The sequence below is a fragment of the Agrobacterium sp. NPDC089420 genome (genome assembly GCF_044900305.1).
Lineage (GTDB): Bacteria > Pseudomonadota > Alphaproteobacteria > Rhizobiales > Rhizobiaceae > Agrobacterium.
Map to the genome: position 1 here is coordinate 152,880 of NZ_JBJDMY010000005.1, position 19,404 is coordinate 172,283.

Annotated in this window: 22 protein-coding genes; 13 read left to right on the forward strand and 9 right to left on the reverse strand. The window is 59.3% G+C overall.

Annotated elements, in window-relative coordinates:
• Positions 1 to 46: 46 nt before the first annotated feature.
• The 3 genes from lon to clpP form a co-directional block, all read right to left on the reverse strand.
• Positions 47 to 2,464: an endopeptidase La gene (lon, locus tag ACI2KA_RS09685; RefSeq protein ID WP_404501453.1), complete on the reverse strand. Its 2,418-nt coding sequence runs from the start codon at positions 2,462 to 2,464 to the stop codon at positions 47 to 49.
• A 416-nt stretch (positions 2,465 to 2,880) separates the two neighbouring features.
• Positions 2,881 to 4,158, reverse strand: a complete 1,278-nt coding sequence (clpX, locus tag ACI2KA_RS09690; protein ID WP_404501455.1) for an ATP-dependent Clp protease ATP-binding subunit ClpX — start codon at positions 4,156 to 4,158, stop codon at positions 2,881 to 2,883.
• Positions 4,159 to 4,450: 292 nt separating this feature from the next.
• Complete coding sequence (gene clpP / locus ACI2KA_RS09695; protein ID WP_003521529.1) at positions 4,451 to 5,083, reverse strand: ATP-dependent Clp endopeptidase proteolytic subunit ClpP; 633 nt, start codon at positions 5,081 to 5,083, stop codon at positions 4,451 to 4,453.
• 454 nt (positions 5,084 to 5,537) lie between these two features.
• Here clpP and ACI2KA_RS09700 point away from each other — a divergent pair, with 454 nt between their 5' ends.
• The 4 genes from ACI2KA_RS09700 to ACI2KA_RS09715 all read left to right on the forward strand — a co-directional run bounded on the left by ACI2KA_RS09700 (position 5,538) and on the right by ACI2KA_RS09715 (position 8,809).
• Positions 5,538 to 6,785, forward strand: a complete 1,248-nt coding sequence (locus tag ACI2KA_RS09700) for a diguanylate cyclase (RefSeq protein ID WP_404501457.1) — start codon at positions 5,538 to 5,540, stop codon at positions 6,783 to 6,785.
• Positions 6,786 to 6,876: 91 nt separating this feature from the next.
• The gene (locus ACI2KA_RS09705) at positions 6,877 to 8,112 is read left to right on the forward strand and encodes a cytochrome P450 (RefSeq protein ID WP_404501459.1); all 1,236 of its coding nucleotides are present in this window, start codon (positions 6,877 to 6,879) and stop codon (positions 8,110 to 8,112) included.
• 62 nt (positions 8,113 to 8,174) lie between these two features.
• Positions 8,175 to 8,426 carry a hypothetical protein gene (locus ACI2KA_RS09710; protein WP_404501461.1) on the forward strand — a complete coding sequence of 84 codons (252 nt, stop codon included), beginning with the start codon at positions 8,175 to 8,177 and terminating at the stop codon, positions 8,424 to 8,426.
• Positions 8,423 to 8,809, forward strand: a complete 387-nt coding sequence (locus ACI2KA_RS09715) for a type II toxin-antitoxin system VapC family toxin (RefSeq protein ID WP_404501463.1) — start codon at positions 8,423 to 8,425, stop codon at positions 8,807 to 8,809. The genes ACI2KA_RS09710 and ACI2KA_RS09715 overlap by 4 nt, the downstream gene beginning before the upstream one ends.
• A gap of 7 nt (positions 8,810 to 8,816) precedes the next feature.
• Here ACI2KA_RS09715 and ACI2KA_RS09720 read toward each other — a convergent pair whose 3' ends face one another.
• From ACI2KA_RS09720 to ACI2KA_RS09730, 3 genes are all read right to left on the reverse strand, one after another.
• A complete protein-coding gene (locus ACI2KA_RS09720) occupies positions 8,817 to 9,158 on the reverse strand; it encodes a cupin domain-containing protein (protein ID WP_404501465.1) in 342 nt (113 codons plus the stop codon).
• A gap of 150 nt (positions 9,159 to 9,308) precedes the next feature.
• Positions 9,309 to 9,824, reverse strand: coding sequence for a hypothetical protein (locus tag ACI2KA_RS09725; RefSeq protein ID WP_404501467.1), 516 nt, complete (start codon positions 9,822 to 9,824; stop codon positions 9,309 to 9,311).
• A gap of 77 nt (positions 9,825 to 9,901) precedes the next feature.
• Positions 9,902 to 10,366 (reverse strand): hypothetical protein, encoded by a 465-nt coding sequence (locus ACI2KA_RS09730; protein ID WP_404501906.1) that lies wholly within the window; start codon positions 10,364 to 10,366, stop codon positions 9,902 to 9,904.
• A gap of 175 nt (positions 10,367 to 10,541) precedes the next feature.
• Here ACI2KA_RS09730 and ACI2KA_RS09735 point away from each other — a divergent pair, with 175 nt between their 5' ends.
• Positions 10,542 to 10,970 (forward strand): MarR family winged helix-turn-helix transcriptional regulator, encoded by a 429-nt coding sequence (locus ACI2KA_RS09735; protein WP_404501469.1) that lies wholly within the window; start codon positions 10,542 to 10,544, stop codon positions 10,968 to 10,970.
• A 120-nt stretch (positions 10,971 to 11,090) separates the two neighbouring features.
• Here ACI2KA_RS09735 and ACI2KA_RS09740 read toward each other — a convergent pair whose 3' ends face one another.
• The 3 genes from ACI2KA_RS09740 to ACI2KA_RS09750 form a co-directional block, all read right to left on the reverse strand.
• Positions 11,091 to 12,374, reverse strand: coding sequence for an O-acetylhomoserine aminocarboxypropyltransferase (locus ACI2KA_RS09740; protein WP_404501471.1), 1,284 nt, complete (start codon positions 12,372 to 12,374; stop codon positions 11,091 to 11,093).
• Positions 12,375 to 12,447: 73 nt separating this feature from the next.
• Positions 12,448 to 12,882 carry a CoA-binding protein gene (locus ACI2KA_RS09745; protein WP_404501473.1) on the reverse strand — a complete coding sequence of 145 codons (435 nt, stop codon included), beginning with the start codon at positions 12,880 to 12,882 and terminating at the stop codon, positions 12,448 to 12,450.
• Positions 12,883 to 13,404: 522 nt separating this feature from the next.
• Complete coding sequence (locus ACI2KA_RS09750) at positions 13,405 to 13,683, reverse strand: hypothetical protein (protein WP_404501475.1); 279 nt, start codon at positions 13,681 to 13,683, stop codon at positions 13,405 to 13,407.
• Positions 13,684 to 13,763: 80 nt separating this feature from the next.
• Here ACI2KA_RS09750 and ACI2KA_RS09755 point away from each other — a divergent pair, with 80 nt between their 5' ends.
• The 8 genes from ACI2KA_RS09755 (at position 13,764) to ACI2KA_RS09790 (ending at position 19,403) form a co-directional block, all read left to right on the forward strand.
• A complete protein-coding gene (locus tag ACI2KA_RS09755) occupies positions 13,764 to 14,600 on the forward strand; it encodes an EamA family transporter (protein ID WP_404501477.1) in 837 nt (278 codons plus the stop codon).
• Between the two features lie 252 nt (positions 14,601 to 14,852).
• Positions 14,853 to 15,317 (forward strand): 50S ribosomal protein L13, encoded by a 465-nt coding sequence (gene rplM, locus ACI2KA_RS09760; protein ID WP_404501479.1) that lies wholly within the window; start codon positions 14,853 to 14,855, stop codon positions 15,315 to 15,317.
• A gap of 2 nt (positions 15,318 to 15,319) precedes the next feature.
• The gene (gene rpsI / locus ACI2KA_RS09765) at positions 15,320 to 15,787 is read left to right on the forward strand and encodes a 30S ribosomal protein S9 (RefSeq protein WP_003521540.1); all 468 of its coding nucleotides are present in this window, start codon (positions 15,320 to 15,322) and stop codon (positions 15,785 to 15,787) included.
• 116 nt (positions 15,788 to 15,903) lie between these two features.
• On the forward strand, positions 15,904 to 16,269 hold the full coding sequence (locus ACI2KA_RS09770; RefSeq protein WP_404501481.1) for a type II toxin-antitoxin system RelE/ParE family toxin: 366 nt from the start codon (positions 15,904 to 15,906) through the stop codon (positions 16,267 to 16,269).
• Entirely contained in the window at positions 16,259 to 16,591 is a 333-nt protein-coding gene (locus tag ACI2KA_RS09775) for an XRE family transcriptional regulator (protein ID WP_404501483.1), read from the forward strand. Before ACI2KA_RS09770 ends, ACI2KA_RS09775 begins: the two co-directional genes overlap by 11 nt.
• On the forward strand, positions 16,591 to 17,544 hold the full coding sequence (speB, locus tag ACI2KA_RS09780) for an agmatinase (RefSeq protein ID WP_404501485.1): 954 nt from the start codon (positions 16,591 to 16,593) through the stop codon (positions 17,542 to 17,544). The genes ACI2KA_RS09775 and speB overlap by 1 nt, the downstream gene beginning before the upstream one ends.
• A 70-nt stretch (positions 17,545 to 17,614) precedes the next feature.
• Positions 17,615 to 18,547 carry an N-acetyl-gamma-glutamyl-phosphate reductase gene (argC, locus tag ACI2KA_RS09785; RefSeq protein WP_404501487.1) on the forward strand — a complete coding sequence of 311 codons (933 nt, stop codon included), beginning with the start codon at positions 17,615 to 17,617 and terminating at the stop codon, positions 18,545 to 18,547.
• 10 nt (positions 18,548 to 18,557) lie between these two features.
• Positions 18,558 to 19,403, forward strand: coding sequence for an aminoglycoside phosphotransferase family protein (locus ACI2KA_RS09790; protein ID WP_404501489.1), 846 nt, complete (start codon positions 18,558 to 18,560; stop codon positions 19,401 to 19,403).
• Position 19,404: the final 1 nt, after the last annotated feature.

Below are 19,404 nucleotides of genomic sequence, written 5' to 3' on the forward strand. Positions count from 1 at the left end.
ATCAGGCTTTGCGGAAACCGATTCCGTCCCCGCACCGATGTGGCGATCAATGCGCGATGGTCTGGCTGCCGTCATCGACACCTTCGACCGTGGCGATCACCGGCGTCTCGATGCTGCCATCCCACTCGATGGGTTCCGGCTTGCGGATGAGGGCGTGTTCGATCACCTCTCCCATGCGCGAAACCGGGATGATCTCCATCTCGTTCTTCACATTGTCCGGAATCTCCGCCAAGTCCTTGGCGTTTTCTTCCGGGATCAGCACCTTCCTGATGCCGCCGCGCAGAGCCGCAAGCAGCTTTTCCTTCAGGCCGCCGATCGGCAGCACGCGACCACGCAGGGTGATCTCGCCGGTCATCGCCACATCCTTGGAGACCGGAATGCCGGTCATGATCGAGACGATGGCGGTGGCCATGGCAACGCCGGCGGACGGTCCGTCCTTCGGGGTAGCACCTTCCGGAACGTGGACGTGGATGTCGCTCTTGTCGAAGCGCGGCGGTTCGATGCCGAAGTCCACGGCGCGCGAACGGACGTAAGATGCCGCCGCCGAAATGGATTCCTTCATCACTTCCTTGAGGTTGCCGGTGACCGTCATGCGGCCCTTGCCCGGCATCATCACGCCTTCGATGGTGAGCAGCTCACCGCCGACTTCCGTCCAGGCGAGACCCGTGACGACGCCCACCTGGTCCTCGCGTTCGGCCTCGCCATGGCGGAACCGCGGAACGCCCAGATAATCCGGCACGTTGGCAGCGGTGACTTCCACGGACTTGACCTTGCCCTTGATGATCTCGGTGACAGCCTTGCGCGCCAGCTTCATCAGCTCGCGTTCGAAGCTGCGCACGCCCGCCTCGCGGGTGTATTGCTGGATCACCACCATCAGGGCCTCGTCGGTGACCGAGAACTCTTCCGGACGCAGGGCATGTTCCTTGATCGCCTTGGGCAACAGGTGACGCTTGGCGATTTCGCGCTTTTCGTCTTCCGTGTAACCGGCGATGCGGATCACTTCCATGCGGTCCATCAACGGACCCGGAATGTTCAGCGTGTTGGCCGTGGTCACGAACATCACGTCGGACAGGTCGTATTCCACTTCAAGATAATGGTCCATGAAGGTGGAGTTCTGTTCCGGATCGAGCACCTCGAGCAGCGCCGAAGACGGGTCGCCACGGAAATCCATGCCCATCTTGTCGATTTCGTCGAGCAGGAAGAGCGGGTTCGCCTTCTTGGCCTTCTTCATCGACTGCACGATCTTGCCCGGCATGGAGCCGATATAGGTGCGGCGGTGACCGCGGATTTCCGCCTCGTCACGCACGCCGCCCAGCGCCATGCGGACATATTCGCGGCCGGTCGCCTTGGCGATCGACTTGGCGAGCGAGGTCTTGCCGACGCCGGGCGGGCCGACGAGGCACAGGATGGGTCCACGGATCTTGGTTGCGCGCGCCTGTACCGCCAGGTACTCGACGATGCGTTCCTTGACCTTGTCCAGACCGAAATGATCCTGATCGAGGATTTTTTCGGCGGCGTTGAGATCGGTCTTGATCTTCGACTTCTTGCCCCAGGGCAGGCCCAGCAGCCAGTCCAGATAGTTGCGCACGACGGTCGCTTCCGCGGACATCGGGCTCATCTGGCGAAGCTTCTTCATTTCCGCTTCGGCCTTTTCCTTGGCCTCCTTGGAAAGCTTGGTCTTGGCGATGCGCTCTTCCAGCTCGGCCATCTCGTCGCGGCCGTCCTCGCCGTCGCCGAGTTCCTTCTGGATCGCCTTCATCTGCTCGTTCAGGTAATATTCGCGCTGGGTCTTCTCCATCTGGCGCTTGACGCGCGAGCGGATGCGCTTTTCGACCTGGAGCACGGAAATTTCGCCTTCCATGAAGCCGAGCGCCTTTTCAAGCCGCTGCTTGACGCTGACGGTTTCCAGCATTTCCTGCTTTTCGGTGATCTTGATCGACAGGTGCGAAGCGACCGTGTCGGCCAGCTTCGAATAATCGTCGATCTGGCCGGCAGCGCCGACAACCTCGGGCGAAATCTTCTTGTTGAGCTTCACATAGCTCTCGAATTCCGACACGACCGAACGCGACAGCGCCTCGATCTCGACCGGATCTTCGGCGGGTTCCTGCAGCGGCGTCGCAGAGGCTTCGTAGAAATCCTCGCGGCCGGTATAGCTGTCGATCTGCGCACGGCCCTTGCCCTCCACCAGCACCTTCACGGTGCCGTCGGGAAGCTTCAGAAGCTGCAGCACATTGGCGACCGTGCCGACCTTGTGGATGGCTTCCGGCGCCGGATCATCGTCGCTGGCGTTGATCTGGGTGACAAGCATGATCTGCTTGTCCGAGCCCATGACTTCCTCGAGCGCGCGGATGGATTTTTCCCGCCCGACGAACAGGGGAACGATCATATGCGGGAAAACGACAATGTCGCGCAGGGGAAGCACCGGATAGGTGCCGCCAGATGCCGCAGACGTGATGTTCGTCATATCATTTCCTTTCCATGGTCCCTTTCGGGACACTTTGCCGGGTGAGCTTGGGGCATCCGGCACATTCATTTCTCGAGACTGAAAGTGGAGTTTCAAAACACCGATTTCAAGTCGCCGGAACAGACGGTCCCGCGATGCGGCAAGACCGTGAAATTCAACAAAACCCAGCGCCGGCTAGTACTCCCGACATTTCCGGTTATCCCGAAGGACATGGGAACCGGGTCGCCGACGGGAATTCACATTTCCGTCATATCGCGCTGCAAATCAGTTGTAAGACTTTATCAGCAAAGCGCAATCCGCTCCAAACGCAAAATCGGGCTTCACCAAGTTCGGCGCAAGTTTCATGCCCCGCAGACAATGAAAAGGCCCGCACGGATGCGGGCCTTGTGACATCATCAAAGTATTAGGCCAGCCGGTCACGCCGAAACGTTGGTCTTTTCTTCCTGACGGTCCGCATAGATGTAGAGCGGACGCGCAAGGCCGCTGACGACCTCGTCGGAAATGACCACTTCGCGCACGCCTTCCAGCGTCGGCAGTTCAAACATGGTGTCGAGCAGGATCTTCTCCATGATCGAGCGCAGACCACGGGCGCCGGTCCTGCGGGTGATCGCCTTGCGGGCGATTTCGCGCAGCGCATCCTCGTGGAAGGTCAGTTCCACATCTTCCATCTCGAACAGGCGCTGATACTGCTTGACGAGCGCGTTCTTCGGCTCGGACAGGATCTGGATCAGCGCATCCTCATCAAGGTCTTCCAGCGTTGCGAGAACGGGCAGACGGCCGATGAATTCCGGGATGAGGCCGAATTTCACCAGATCTTCCGGCTCCAGCTCGCGCAGCACTTCGCCCACACGACGATCGTCTTCCGCCTTGACGGTCGCACCGAAGCCGATCGAGGTCTTTTCACCACGGGCCGAGATGATCTTGTCGAGGCCGGCAAAGGCGCCGCCGCAGATGAACAGGATGTTGGTCGTATCCACCTGCAGGAACTCCTGCTGCGGATGCTTGCGGCCGCCCTGCGGCGGAACGGAAGCGACCGTGCCTTCCATGATCTTCAGAAGCGCCTGCTGGACGCCCTCGCCCGACACGTCGCGCGTGATGGACGGGTTGTCGGACTTGCGGGAAATCTTGTCGACCTCGTCGATATAGACGATGCCGCGCTGGGCGCGCTCGACATTGTAATCCGCAGCCTGAAGCAGCTTCAGGATGATGTTTTCCACGTCCTCACCGACATAACCGGCTTCGGTCAGCGTCGTTGCATCCGCCATGGTGAAGGGAACGTCGATGATGCGGGCGAGCGTCTGGGCAAGATAGGTCTTGCCGCAGCCCGTCGGACCGACGAGCATGATGTTCGATTTCGCCAGCTCGACATCGCCGTTCTTGGAGGCGTGCGCGAGGCGCTTGTAGTGGTTGTGAACGGCCACCGACAGAATCTTCTTTGCCTGCTTCTGACCGATGACATATTCGTCGAGGATCTTGATGATATCCTGCGGGGTGGGAACACCCTCGCGCGACTTCACCATCGACGTCTTGTTCTCCTCGCGGATGATGTCCATGCACAATTCGACGCATTCATCGCAGATGAATACCGTCGGTCCGGCAATGAGTTTCCGGACTTCGTGCTGGCTCTTGCCGCAGAATGAACAATAGAGTGTATTCTTAGAGTCGCCGCCGTTGCTGCCGCTGACTTTGCTCATATCTCTTTCCTTCCAGCACGCCGCAGGTCCGCCAAACGGATCGCGGTCAACTTACCGCCCGCAGATACGGCCCGCCTTGGGGTGCATTGCCGTATCCGCCTCGTTTCCCGGGGTACTAGCCGTATCAGATACAGGAGCTGACAACCGGCTGCAACGAATTCCCCATCAAACCAAAGGCCGCGTCATAAAAATTCAACATAGCCTTTATATATACTAATATCGCTTTCTGCTGCGGTTGAAAGCCCCGAAATTACTTTTGCGGGGTCAAACAAACGTCAGAAAGCGGCGCGCCTCAATTCGCGGCGGCGCCCTCGATTTCCTGGCGCGAGGTCAGGATCTTGTCGATCACGCCCCAGTCCTTCGCCTCGTCTGCATCCATGAAGTGGTCGCGATCAAGGGTTTTTTCAACCTCTTCGAGCGTGCGGCCCGTGTGCTTCACGTAGACTTCATTGAGGCGGCGCTTCATCTTGATGATGTCGCGGGCATGGCGCTCGATATCCGACGCCTGCCCCTGGAAACCGCCGGACGGCTGGTGCACCATGATGCGGGCGTTCGGGGTGGCGAAACGCATTCCCTTTTCGCCGGCGGCCAGAAGCAGCGAGCCCATGGATGCGGCCTGGCCGACGCAAAGCGTCGAGACAGCGGGGCGGATGAACTGCATCGTATCGTAGATCGCCATGCCGGCGGTCACGACGCCGCCCGGCGAATTGATATAGAGCGCGATTTCCTTCTTCGGATTTTCAGCCTCGAGGAAAAGCAGCTGCGCGCAGACGAGCGAGGCCATCTGGTCTTCCACCGGACCGGTGAGGAAAATGATGCGTTCCTTGAGAAGACGGGAAAATATGTCGTAGGAGCGTTCGCCGCGATTGGTCTGCTCAACGACCATCGGCACCAGAGCCATGGCGGTATCAACTGGATTTTTCATGTCCGTCCTTTGTCAAACTCTGCCCTTCGCGAAAAACGCTCCGGAATCACTTCTAACCTTCATTCTCCCTACATAGAGTGTCCCTGCCCCGTACTTCAAGACACGAAGCCGCATATCCTTAACGGCTCAACAGCGATTGCAGGCCCTTGCCGCCCCGTTCGGGGGCGTTCTTAAACCGGGCGGCGGGTCCCGGGCTGCATCCGGTCACCGGCATCATTTTTCATGGAAACCGTCCGCAAGTGCAAAAACGCCGGTTCATGCACAGATATAACTTCTCACCGGCAAGAACTCGTTAGGGATTTACTGCTGATACTGTGCGGCGAATTTCCGGTTCCCGTCAGGGAACGGGCGCCTCGTTCGGGCGACATGGCATCTCAACAATTCCCGCGGGCATTGCGCACATCGTGCCGCAGACCCCGCTTTTACGGCATGATAGCGCAGATAGGATTTTGCAATGCTGGATGCAAAGACGGGCATGCTGCTTTGGGCGTCGGAAACGCTCACCCTCGCCGCCCTTTTGGGGACGCTGTGGCTACACCGCCCTTCCCGCCGGCACAATCTCTATTTCGCCGCCGGTTTCGTCGCCACGGGCGTCGGAACGGTGATGGTGGCGCTGCGCGGCGACATTCCCGCCTTCCTGTCGATCGAGGTCGGCAACACGCTTGCGCTTTCCGCCTTCGGCTTCTGGCTGGCCGGCCTCCTGTCCTTCGAGCAACGCAGGCTCGGCGGCTGGATCGCCATACCGGCGCTTCTGTGGGTGGCGGGCATGTTCATCGCGCCTGTCCGGGAAAGCATGGCCTCGCGCATCCTGCTTTATCACGGCTGCGCGGCGGTCGGTTATGTGATGCTGGCCAGCGTTGTCCTGGCGAACGGAAGGCGGGCTTCGCTCAGCCGCAAGGCCCTTGCCGTCACCTTCGTTTTGCAGGCGCTTTTCGGCGCCGTTGTCGCCTTTGTCGTCATCCCTAGCGACATGACGTCTCCGAAGGCCATCGCGCTGACCTCGCCGCTTGCCTTTTCGGGCATTCTCGGCTTCACGATCATCATCATGATCAGCGCCAGGATCATCATGGACGACAGCGAAAAACGTCTCCAGCGGCTCGCCATGACCGACCATCTCACCGGCGTTCTGAACCGGCGCGGCCTTCTCGAAGAGTTCGAGCATGTCAAAAAACGGTCGCCGGCCTCCAGCCGCTATGTGGCGCTGGTGCTGTTCGATATCGATCATTTCAAGAAGATCAACGACAAATACGGCCATCAGTCGGGCGATGCGGTACTGGTGCATTTCTGCAATCTCGCGCAGAAGGCGATCGGCGACCGCGGGCTTTTCGTCAGGATGGGCGGCGAAGAATTCGCGCTGGTGGCCGAAGTTGAAAGCCCTTCCAGCACGGTGGCGCTGGCGGAGGCTATCCGCGGCAATCTGCGGCTTTCGAAGATCACCGCGCGCGGCGAACCCATCGAGGTCACCACCAGCGTCGGCATATCCGAAGCGATGATCAAGGATGCGGACCTCAACACGATGATGACGGAAGCCGACCGGGCGCTTTATGCGGCAAAGAAGGCTGGGCGCAACCGGACCGTCATCCACGTCAATTCGGCAAATGTCGTCGTGCCGGCCCCGGACCGGGACGAAAATCCGATGGACAACAATGCCGACCGGCAGGTTGCGGCGCTGAACCGGATCTCCGCCATCGCCTGCCGGTGATGCTGCAACCATGCGGCGACAGACGGAAAAACACGCGCAAAGGTCTTTTCCCGCCCTTCCCAAAGCACCATGCGCGGAATAGACGTTAGGCATGACAGCGACATTTCCTTTCCTGAAAATCGATCCCGCCACACGCCGTGTCTCGTTGAACGCCCGCGATCCGGCCTTTTACAACGATCCGAACCCGGTCTATGCCGCCCTGCACGCGCAATGTCCCACCTTCTACTGGGAAGAGCAGCGGCAATGGTTCTTCACGGGCTACGACCATGTCAGCGCGCTTCTGCGCGACCGCCGTTTCGGACGGCAGATCCTGCATGAGGAAATCGGCCTGGCCGAGCCGCTGGAACATGTGAAGCATTTCGACGCCGCCGAACAGCATTCGCTGCTGGAGCTCGAGCCGCCGGAGCACACGCGGCTGCGCACGCTGATCAACCGCGCCTTCGTGTCGCGGCATGTCGACAAGATGAAGCCGGAAATCGAGGAGCTCGCCAACCGCCTGATCGACGCCTTCCAAGCGGATGGCGAAACCGAACTGCTGTCCTCCTATGCCGACGTCATTCCCGTGACGATGATCGCCCGCATGATCGGCATTCCCGAGGAGATGGGGCCGCAGCTGCTTAAATGGTCCCATGCCTATGTCGGCATGTACATGTTCAAGCGCACGCCCGAGGACGAGCTTCTGGCCGACAAGGCTGCACAGGAATTTTCAGACTATGTGCGCAGCGTGATCGCCGAGCGACGGGCCGAGCCGAAGGACGATCTGCTGAGCCACATGATCCATACGGAGCACAAGGGCCAGTACCTGACCGACGACGAGCTTGTCTCCACCACCATCGTGCTGTTGAACGCCGGTCACGAAGCGACGGTGCACCAGATCGGGAATTCCGTGCGCATCATTCTGGAAAGCGATATCGCTCCCGAGGCCCTCTTCCGTGACGAGACGGCCACCGAACGCACGGTCGAGGAGACGCTGCGCATCTGCGCGCCGGTGCACATCTTCCAGCGCTGGGTTCTGGAACCGGTCGAGATCGACGGCGTCGGGTTCAAGCGTGGCGACAAAGTCAGCCTCATCCTGGCCGCCGCCAATCTCGATCCGGCGAAATTTTCCGATCCTCTGGCCTTTCAGCCGGACCGGAACGAAGGCGTCAACGTTTCCTTCGGCGCGGGCATCCATTTCTGCATCGGCGCGCCGCTTGCGAGACTGGAACTCAACCTCGCACTGCCCCTGCTTTTCAAACGCCTGCCGGGCCTGAAGATTGCCGAAGCGCCCAAGGTGAAGGACGTCTATCACTTCCATGGTCTGGAGCGGCTCGATCTGGCGTGGTAATGTAGTTCTCATATTTCGCAATACGCTAAGTATCTTGGTCCAACAATCTTGAGGCAAATGTTTTGGCAGCGAAATCGAGGAAGAAAACGGATATGGTACCGCCCGCTTTGCCAGTTTTTTCCGAACTGGAGGCAAAGCTTGAGAGATTGTCGCGTGAACTGGATGCAATAGGTCATTCACAAGACGCGGTGCGGGTTGTCTCGCCTCCAGGACAGCGGCGTACTCCGGGTCGCTACAAGGGTATGCTCGTTGTGGGGCCTGAATTTTTCGAACCGTTGACGGAAGACGAACTCAAAGAATTCGTGCCGGAATGAAATATTTGTTGGATACTCATGCCTTGCTTTGGTGGCTGAGTGATCATGAGCAACTTTCTTTGCATGCCCGTGAAATAATCGGTGACCCGGAAAATGATATCTACGTCAGCGCGGCCTCCGCATGGGAAATCGCGACAAAATTTGCGCGTGGCCGTTTACCAGACGCATCTGTGATCCTTCCTGATTTCTCAGGTGTGATCGCACAGGAACGGTTTATTGAGCTGCCGATCAACAGCGCCCATATGGTTCGCAGCGCCATGCTGCCGGGCCTACACCGCGATCCATTCGACAGGATCCTCGCAGCGCAATCGATTCTGGAAAACATGGCCCTGATATCGATCGACGAAAAAATTGCGCCGCTTGGCGTCATGACTCGCTGGTAGGGCACCCTCAAAGCCGGATGACGTAATCCTTCCGCGTGGTTTCCACGACTTCCCACGTTCCCGTGAATCCGGGGCGCAGCACCACCCGGTCACCCGGCCTCAGATCGCGCGGCGTGCCGCCGTCTTCCGTCAGGATGGAATGGCCTTCGAGAATGCTGAAATACTCCCACTCATCATAGACCACCCGCCATTTGCCGGGCGTGGACTGCCAGATGCCGGCATAGATGCCGCCGGGAGCCTCCTCGAGATTCCATGTCGTGAATCTGGGATCGCCGGATATCAGCCGCTCCGGCGCAGGCGCGCCATGCTCCACTCCGGTGACATCATCAAAAGACAGAAAATTCGCCATGGTATCCCAGTCCGTAAAAGGTGGTTGGTAGCACAGCTTTGCTCGATTGCGAGCGCGTCGTCAAACATCTTCAACTCAAGCAACAACTTGAAATTGACTGTCCAGCCAGCAAGGATGAAGACTTGCGTGCCTCATCAGAAAAGATGCGACTTACTCGATCTTCGTCCAGCCAAAAACCAGCCACTTGTATCTCGACGTCTCGTCGGGTTCGGCGGTGTAGGTCATCTGCATGTCGCCCTCCTTCGCATAGATATCGAGCCGGGGCGCCGTGTCGAGCTGGAGCCAGAGCGAACTCTTGTCGAACGACCACGTGCCGCACCAGACGCATGAGGCAGAAGACGGATCGCCGGCCTGGTGGAAATTGTAACGTCCGTCAGCCGTAATCTCCAGATAATCAAAGGCGGAGTAAAAAGTCGTCACCGTTTCCTGGAACAGTGTCGCATCCGCTTCCTGCTGGGCTGTCGGCTCGGTTTTCATATCGCGCGGCGGACGGCTGGTCGCGCCGGTGAGCTTCCATTTTCCGATAAAATCCTGCTGCGTGGGGAAATATTCCGCCTCGGCCTGCGCCTTCGGCAGCGGAACAACACCCGGTATATCGGCCATGACCGCAATTCCGAATGCAAGGAAAAGGCTGACAATTCGAAGCAGTCCGGTTCGGTTTTCCATATGGCACGTCTTTCGTGATGGGGGCGTAGGCCCTCTGTCTTAGGCGGATTCGCCGCTGGAAGCGACGGTGCGCAACCTCAATTTCCCGCCGATTTCGCAAGCGCGATGAACAGAAAGAGCACGGCCAGGAACTCGATTGGAAGCCGCCAGCGGCTCAATCGCACCCATTTCGTCGCAGCTTTCGAGGCTGTCGCAGCGTCACCCGCCCGTCCCGTCTCAAACCGGATCGCCATGGGGATGAAATAGGTAAAGGACCAGATTCGTGCCGCGAGATGCGCCGCGAGTGCCAGCCATATCCAGATCCGAATGCCGGGCTGCGCCCATGTCAGCCAGACAGCCAGAAGCAAAGCCACCTCGAACAACCCGTGAGCCGGACCCCAGAAGAGCTTTCGGTTGATCCCGCCCCGCCCCGGCTGGATCAGCTTCGGCCGCGAAGGCCAGAGCGGGTCGACAAGAAGGGTCTCGTAAATGCCGCCGCCCAGCCCGATGGCGCCAAGACTACCGGCAATCAAGATCGCATGGAAAACCAACGGTTCGAACATCGTCGCCACTTACCTTTCCGCAAGCCGTGCAGCGCGGATTTTCCTTTTTTTCGACGCCATAGGCCCGATCGGTGAACTTACCGCTGGCGTAACCTCGCCCGGCATATTATCTTGATAACCAATATTTCTTAATTATTGAGATACTTTAATGTCAAGAGACATCTGCAACAGGCGATTGACAGAACTGCTGCGACAGGCCAGTGCGCAGTCCCTGCTCATCAGCCAGGCCATCGCGGCAAAGGCACGCTTGAACACCACCGATCTGGAGTGCCTGGATATCCTTCAGATGCAGGGCCAAGCCAGTGCCGGCGAACTTGCGAAAGCGACCGGCCTCACGACCGGGGCGGTGACTGCGCTGCTGGATCGACTGGAAAAGGCCGGCTTCATAAAACGCCTGCCCGACCCCGCCGATCGCCGGCGCGTGCTGGCGACGCCAGATCCTGAAAAAATACACGGGCTGTTTCAGATATACGCGCCGCTTCAGGAAAAGATGGAGGCGCTTTATGGAGACTATGACGAGAGGCAACTCGAAATCATCATCGACTTCATGGAGAAATCCTGCGCCGTTTCAAAGGAGTTCATCCAGGCTCTCCAGAAGACGTAGGCTGCACGCAGGCGGGCCGCCGAAAACACCCTTTTCCGGGCGTTTCGGCGGCCGCGCGATCATGACATGAGGCCGATGAGCAGCGTTCACACGCGCATAAAACGCGCGCGACGAAACCTTTCAGACATTGGCAAGCGATTGTTCAAGATCGGCGATGATGTCCTTGACGTCCTCGATGCCGATCGACAGGCGCACCACATCCGGCCCGGCGCCGGCCGCGGTCTGCTGTTCCGGCGTCAGCTGCGCATGGGTGGTGGAGGCCGGGTGGATGACGAGCGAGCGGGTGTCGCCGATATTGGCGAGATGAGAGAAGAGCTGCAGCCCCTCTACCAGCGCCTTGCCGGCGGCATAACCGCCTTTGACGCCGAAGGTGAAGACCGAACCTGCGCCCTTCGGCGAATAACGCTGTTGAAGGGCGTGGTTGTCGCTGTCATCAAGGCCCGCATAATGCACCCAGCCGACCTTGGGATGCGCCTTCAGCCACTGGGCGACGGCGAGCGCGTTGTCGGAGTGGCGCTGAACGCGCAGTGGCAGTGTCTCTATGCCGGTGAGGATGAGGAAGGCGTTGAAGGGCGAGATCGCCGGGCCGAGATCACGCAAGCCAAGCACGCGGCAGGCGATGGCGAAGGCGAAATTGCCGAAGGTCTGGTGCAGCACGACGCCGGAATATTCCGGCCGCGGCTGCGACAGCGCCGGATATCGGCCAGTCGCCGACCAGTCGAAGGTACCGCCGTCGACGATGATGCCGCCCATGGAATTGCCGTGGCCGCCGAGGAATTTCGTCAGTGAGTGCAGAACGATGTCCGCGCCGTGTTCCAGCGGCCGCAACAGATAGGGGCTGGCCATGGTATTGTCGACGATGAGCGGCAGGCCGTGGCGATGGGCGACATCGGCAATGGCTGCGATATCGACAAAGGTGCCGCCGGGATTGGCGAGGCTTTCGATGAAGACGGCGCGCGTACGGTCATCGATCTGCGCCTCGAAACTTTCCGGGTCGGTGGCATCGGCCCAGCGCACCTGCCAGTCGAAGCCCTTGAAGGCGTGGCCGAACTGGTTGATCGAGCCGCCATAAAGCTGGCGGGCGGCGACGAAATTGTCACCGGGCTGCAGCAGCGTATGAAAGACCAGCAATTGCGCCGCATGACCGGAAGCGACGGCGAGCGCCGCCGTGCCGCCTTCAAGCGCCGCCACCCGCTCCTCCAGCACTGCCTGGGTGGGATTCATGATGCGGGTATAGATATTGCCGAACTCTTTTAGCCCGAACAAGGCGGCGGCGTGATCGGCATCGCGGAACGCATAGGCCGTCGTCTGATAAATTGGCGTCGCGCGCGCGCCCGTGGTCGGATCAGGCTGCGCGCCCGCGTGAATGGCCAGCGTCGAAAATCCGGGATTGCTGCTCGGCATCATGTTTCCTCCAATGGAATTTTGAAGGGATCATAATGCCTTGGCGCCAAATGATAAGTCCAATCCGTACCAACTATCGCGCAATATTGAGACGCGGATACTCAATTGCGGGGCACCGGTCCATCACCACGTCCATACCGTAGGCTTCCGCCTTGGCGGCGGCATTGTCATCGCGGACGGAAAGCTGACCCCAGATCACCCTTGGCCTCTCAGGCAGCGAAATCGCCTCTTCGACGATAGCCGACAAATATTCCGGCGCGCGGAAAACATCGATCATGTCCACCGCCTCGGGGATATCGGCGAGCCTCGCATAGACCTTCTGCCCCAATATCTCCTTGCCCGCCTGGCCGGGATTGACCGGAAACACCCGGTAGCCCTTCGACAATAAGAACCGCATGACGCCATGGCTTGGCCGATCCGGGTTGGGAGAGGCGCCAAGCAGGGCGATGGTCCTGACATTGGTGAGGATTTTTCTGAGATAATCCGGTTCGTAAGTATCATGCTGCATGTCAACTTGTCCCTTTGGCGCACCACGCCGTTTGAGAGACGCCGGCAGACGCTCCCCGTGAAAGACCGGCGCGAGCATCGCGTTTCCTGCATAAATCCGCGGACGCATCTGCACATCGCCATCCCTTGCCCTCATTGTCATTTAGGAAGCGTCATCACGCTCTTGAACCCCCTGCCAGCCTTGAAAAATCATGCCGGCGGCGGTGCCATCGCCTGATCAGCGCCTTTTCATCCACGCAAAATGATTTCACGAAAATAGCCTGTGCACGGCTGAATTGAGTATTTTCATCCAGTTTTCAAAATGACCCATCTGCACCGGAAAGCCGGCCAAATCAACATTAGCGTGCATTTTATGCGCCCTTCGTCTCCTGTTTGTTTTCATTCCGTTCACCGATTAATTAGCTATATCTAATTTTCAAAAAGTTATTGCGCAAACCAATCCATCTGTAAAATCTGTAACGTTACAGTTGGTTATTTTACATATCAGTGAAATTTATTTTCATAATAATGAAAGGACTCCGCATCATGCGCAATACAATTTTCCGCAGCGACGGAAACGGGAACCAAGCGTGAATATCCGGTGAAACGGCGGCATTTTTTGACGACTTCCCTGCTGCGGCGACGCCAAAAGCCGTGCATCCCACAGCGGCACGCAGGCTTCCCGGATGAAATCGTGAGCAAAGCGGCATAGATCCTTGAAGCAGGATGCCTCACGACATGCATAAAGCCAGAATTTAACGCGCGTCATCTTCGCCGTAATCGCGGAATCGCCGAGGGGACAGCGAATGACGACAACGCCCACGGGTCTCCATTGAAAATGGATTCCGGTTTGCAATCCGATGCTATAGGCTCGCCAGATTAGCCTGCGAGCGAGTCTCTATTGTGACAATCGACATTCTTCTTCTGGTCCTTCTGGGTGCGATCCTGCATGCCGGATGGAATGCGCTGGTCAAATCCGGATCCGACAAGTCGTTGGATGCCTCGCTGATCGCGGCGGGCGCCGCAGCCTGCTCCTTGCCGTTTCTGCCCTTCCTGCCGATGCCCGCTCCGGTCGCCCTTCCTTTTCTGATTGCCTCGGCCGTGCTGCAATTCGCCTATTTCCGCCTTGTCGCCGCCGCCTACACGATCGGCGATATCGGCCTTGTCTATCCGGTGATGCGTGGCGTGGCGCCGCTCATCGTCGCGGCCACAAGCAGCCTTTTCCTGAGCGAGGTTCTAAGCCCGCTCGCGCTGGCCGGCATCGTCGTCATTTCCGGCGGCATCCTGACGCTCGCCTTCGAGGCGCGCCGCGGCGGCGGAAAGGCGATCCTGATCGCCCTTCTCAACGCCTTCGTCATCGCCTCCTACACCTTTGTGGACGGCGTCGGCGCCAGGCTTTCGGGCAATGCCATCTCCTATACGCTGTGGATGTCGCTGCTGCCGCCCGTGCTGCTTTTCGGCTTCGCCTTTTACCAGCGCGGCGTCAGCCCCGTCATACGGCATGTACGCCGCAACTGGTGGCGGGGACTGGTCGGCGGCGGCGGCTCCATTCTCTCCTACGGCCTGGCGCTCTACGCCATGACCAAGGCCCCCGTCGCCGTCGTCGCAGCGCTGCGGGAAACCTCCATTCTGTTTGCGCTGGTGATCTCCGTGGTGATCCTCAAGGAACGCGCCAGCCCCTGGCGCTATCTCGCCGGCGGCATCATCGCAGCCGGCGTTCTGGTGATGCGACTGGGGTAAAACTGGCCAGCCGCATGGGGTAAAATAATACCACATAAATAACCACTTGTTTTTACTGCGTTATTTTTGCAGCCTGCCAAAACGGTCATATTGACGCCTTCGCTCGCGCACCGTATAAGCGCCCCAGATCGGATTCCAGCCGGAAGAGGGTCATTTGCGGTTGCCTTCGCGGCAACCAAACCAAGCAACAAGAAACGCCCGTATGCTCTTTCAAACAGGAGGATGACGGGTCCACATTAGAAAGTGAAACCAATGTCTACTTTCGTTCAGAAGCCCGCTGAGGTGGAGAAGAAGTGGGTCATCATCGACGCCGAAGGCCTCGTTGTTGGTCGCCTCGCCACCATCGTTGCAACCCGCCTGCGCGGCAAGCACAAGGCTACCTACACCCCCCACGTCGATGATGGCGACAACGTCATCGTCATCAACGCGGAAAAGGTCGCCTTCACCGGCAAGAAGTATTCCGACAAGAAGTACTACTGGCACACCGGTCACCCGGGTGGCATCAAGGAGCGTACGGCTCGCCAGATCATCGAGGGCCGCTTCCCGGAGCGCGTCGTTGAAAAGGCCGTCGAGCGCATGATCCCGCGCGGCCCGCTCGGCCGTCGCCAGATGAAGAACCTGCGCGTTTACGCCGGTTCCAACCACCCGCACGAAGCACAGCAGCCGGTCGCCCTCGACGTCGCCGCGCTCAACAAGAAGAACGTAAGGAGCGCCTGATAATGGCCGATCTTTCCTCTCTGAAAGACCTCGCCCCGGCTTCGGAAGCTTCGGCTCCCGTGCATGTCCGCAAGGTTGACACCCTCGGCCGCTCCTACGCGACCGGCAAGCGCAAGAACGCCGTCGCCCGCGTATGGGTAAAGGCCGGTTCTGGCAAGATCATCATCAACGGCCGCGATTTCACCACGTATTTCGCACGTCCGGTTCTGCAGATGATCCTTCAGCAGCCGATCGTCGCCGCTGCCCGCACGGGTCAGTTCGACATCATCGCCACCGTTGCCGGTGGTGGTCTGTCCGGTCAGGCCGGTGCCGTTCGTCACGGCCTGTCCAAGGCCCTCACCTACTTCGAACCGGGCCTGCGCTCCGTTCTGAAGAAGGGCGGCTTCCTGACCCGCGACAGCCGTGTCGTCGAGCGTAAGAAGTACGGCAAGGCCAAGGCCCGCCGTTCGTTCCAGTTCTCCAAGCGTTAATCGCTTCTACGAACGGTTCGTTCAGAACTTCGAAAGGCGGGACTTCGGTTCCGCCTTTTTTATTTCGCTGAACAGCAATCGCTTGAATTATTCCCTCAAGGGAATAATATTTCCCGATGAACTATGTCGTCGAATATACGAATGAATTCGGATTATGGTGGGAGGCGCTTGATGAGAGCGACCACATCAGCATCGACGCCTATGTTCAGAAACTTGAGGAGCGCGGCCCGCGCCTGCCGTTTCCATATTCGAGCGGCATTCATGGATCTCGCCACCCGCATATGCGGGAACTCCGTATCCAGAGCGGAGGCAAGCCGCTGCGGATTTTTTACGCCTTCGATCCGCGCCGAATGGCGATACTGCTGATTGGAGGCGACAAGACTGGCGACAAGCGGTTTTATGATCGCATGATCCCGATTGCCGACGACCTTTATGACGAGCATCTGGCGGAGTTGGAAAAGGAGAAGAACGATGAGCGGTAGGCACAGTTTTGCGCAGTTGCGTAACCGGATGTCTGACGACGCGCGCGTTAAGGCAGGAAGAGAAGCAGACCGGCTGGAAGAGGAAATGGACCTTGCGGATGTGCGCCGGGCGCTAAAGCTCTCGCAGGATGAAATAGCACAGGCGCTGGATATCGGCCAAAGCTCCGTCGCAAAACTGGAAAAGCGCGCCGATATGTATGTCGGAACGTTACGCCGGTTTATCGAGGCGATGGGTGGCGAACTTGAAATCGTCGCGCGTTTCGACGGCCGAGCGATCAAAATCCGCAACTTCGCCGATCTTGCCGAAAAGGCCGATAAATAATGCCCAGCAAAACCATCGACCATGCCTTTACCGCGACGACCCTGACATCGGCCGCCACCGACCCGACCCATGCGGGAGTCCTCTCCTTCATGCGGCGCAAATATACCAAGAATCTCAAGGGCGTATCGACGGCCATATGGGGCATTCCCTTCGATGCGGCTACCTCCAACCGGCCGGGTGCGCGCTTCGGGCCGCAGGCGATCCGCCGCGCCTCGGCGATTTTCGATAACGATCCGCAATATCCCTTCGCGCGCGATCTCTTCGCCCATATGCCGACCATCGATTATGGCGACTGCCTGCTGGATTACGGCAACCACTGGAAAACGCCTGACACGATCGAAAAGGAAGCGCGCCGGATCATCTCCAAAACGGATTATCTGCTGACGCTCGGCGGCGATCATTTCATTACCTGGCCGCTGCTGAAGGCGCATGTGGCCAAGCATGGGCCGCTGGCGCTGGTGCAGTTCGACGCGCATCAGGACACATGGTTCGATGACGGCAAGCGCATCGACCACGGCTCCTTCGTGGCCCGTGCCGTGCGCGACGGGCTGATCGATGCCGACCGCTCGATCCAGATCGGCATCCGCACCCATGCGCCGGAGGATTTCGGCATCCGCATTCTCCACGGTTACGAGGTGGAGGAAATGCGGGCGAGCGACATCGCCTCGTTGATCGTCAAGCATACGGGCGGCATGCCCACCTATCTGACTTTCGATATCGATTGCCTCGATCCCGCCTTCGCACCGGGAACCGGCACGCCCGTCGCCGGCGGACCGACCAGCGCCAAGATATTGTCGGTTCTGCGCGGACTCGGCCAGCTTGATATTCGCGGCTCCGATGTAGTGGAGGTGGCGCCCGCTTACGATCATGCGGATATTACCGCCATTGCCGGAGCCACCGTTGCAATGTATATGCTTGGCCTGCGCGCCGAACGGTTGGCCAAGGCCGGCTGAGAGAGAAAACGGCGCTTGCCAAACTGATTCCGAGTACACGCGCAACCCTTTGAAAAGTCAGGACAAGGACATGACAGCGAAGATCTTCATCGATGGCGAACACGGCACCACGGGTCTGCAGATCCGCACGCGCCTTGCCGGTCGCCGCGATATCGAGCTGCTGTCCATTCCCGAAGCCGAGCGTCGTAATGCGGCGATGCGCGAGGATATGCTCAACAGTGCCGACATTTCGATCCTCTGCCTGCCTGATGATGCTTCCCGGGAAGCCGTCTCGATGGTGGCCGGCAACAACAATGTCCGCATCATCGACACCTCGACCGCCTATCGCGTCCATCAGGACTGGGCCTACGGCTTTGCCGAAATGGACAAGGAACAGGGCGACAAGGTTCGTTCCGCCCGCCTCGTCGCCAATCCGGGCTGCTACCCGACCGGCGCGATCGCCCTTCTGCGCCCGCTGCGGGCCGCCGGCATCCTGCCCGATGGTTATCCCGTCAGCGTCAATGCGGTTTCCGGTTATACCGGCGGCGGCAAGCAGATGATCGCGCAGATGGAAGACCAGAGCCGCGATGACGCCATCAGCGCCAATAATTTCCTTTATGGCCTGACGCTGAAGCACAAGCACGTGCCGGAAATGACCATTCACGGCCAGCTCGACCGCGCGCCGCTGTTTTCGCCCTCCGTCGGGCGTTTCCCGCAGGGCATGATCGTGCAGGTGCCGCTGTTTGCCGCCGACCTGAAGGAAGGCACGACCATCGAAACGATCCATGCGGCGCTGACCGCCCATTATGCGGGGCAGGATATCGTCAGCGTGGTGCCAATTGCCGAAAGCAAGGGGCTCTCGCGCATCGATGCCGAGGAACTGGCAGGCAAGGACACGATGAAGCTCTTCGTCTTCGGTACGCCGGGCGGGGAGCATATCAACCTCGTCGCACTGCTCGACAATCTCGGCAAGGGCGCCTCCGGTGCTGCCGTGCAGAACATGGAACTGATGCTGTCCGCATGAGACGTTCCTTATGAACATGGCCGCCCCATCTTTTCCGGCCTCGTGGAATATCGAGGCCGCGAAACAGATTGCCGACACGCCGGCCGGGGTGGTCTACGAGCTTACGCGCGGCGACGGCTCCCTTGCCGTCGCCAAGGTTCTGAAAAAGAAAGTACTGAAGGACAGCCTGCGCGGCGCGGATTTCATCGAATGGCGCGCCGGTATCGGTTGCGTGGAGCTGCTCGACCGCTCCGACGATATTTTGCTGATGGAACATGCCGGCACGGAAACCCTGCGCGACGTGCTGTTTCGCGACGGCAACGACGATGCCACCACGGAAATCGCCGCCGATGTCCTGCTCAGATATCATCAGCCATCGCAGCAGCCGCCGCCTTCAAGCCTGCTGACGCTGCCGCTCTATTTCGAGAGCCTGTTCCGCAAGGCCGAACAGGATCGTACTGACGGCGTGGAGAGCCCCTACATCGAGGCGGCCACGCTGGCGCAGCAACTGATCGGCCAGCAGCGGGATGTGAAACCGCTGCACGGCGATCTGCATCACGAGAACATCATGCGCGGTGAACGCGGCTGGATCATCATCGATCCCGCCGGCCTGATCGGCGATGCGGCGCTCGATGTCGCCAACATGTTCTCCAATCCGCTCGACCGTTTCGACCTGACGCGCAGCGAGGCGCGCATCGCCTCCATGGCGGCGATTTTTGCGAAGGCTCTGCAACGGGACGAACGGCTATTGCTACAATATGCCTTTGCCTATGGCTGCCTTTCTGCCGCGTGGCACGCAGAGGACGGCAATGCGGAAGAGCGCGACAACGAACTCGTCGTCGCGGCCACCATCAAAGCGGTGCTCGCGCAGTTCTAAG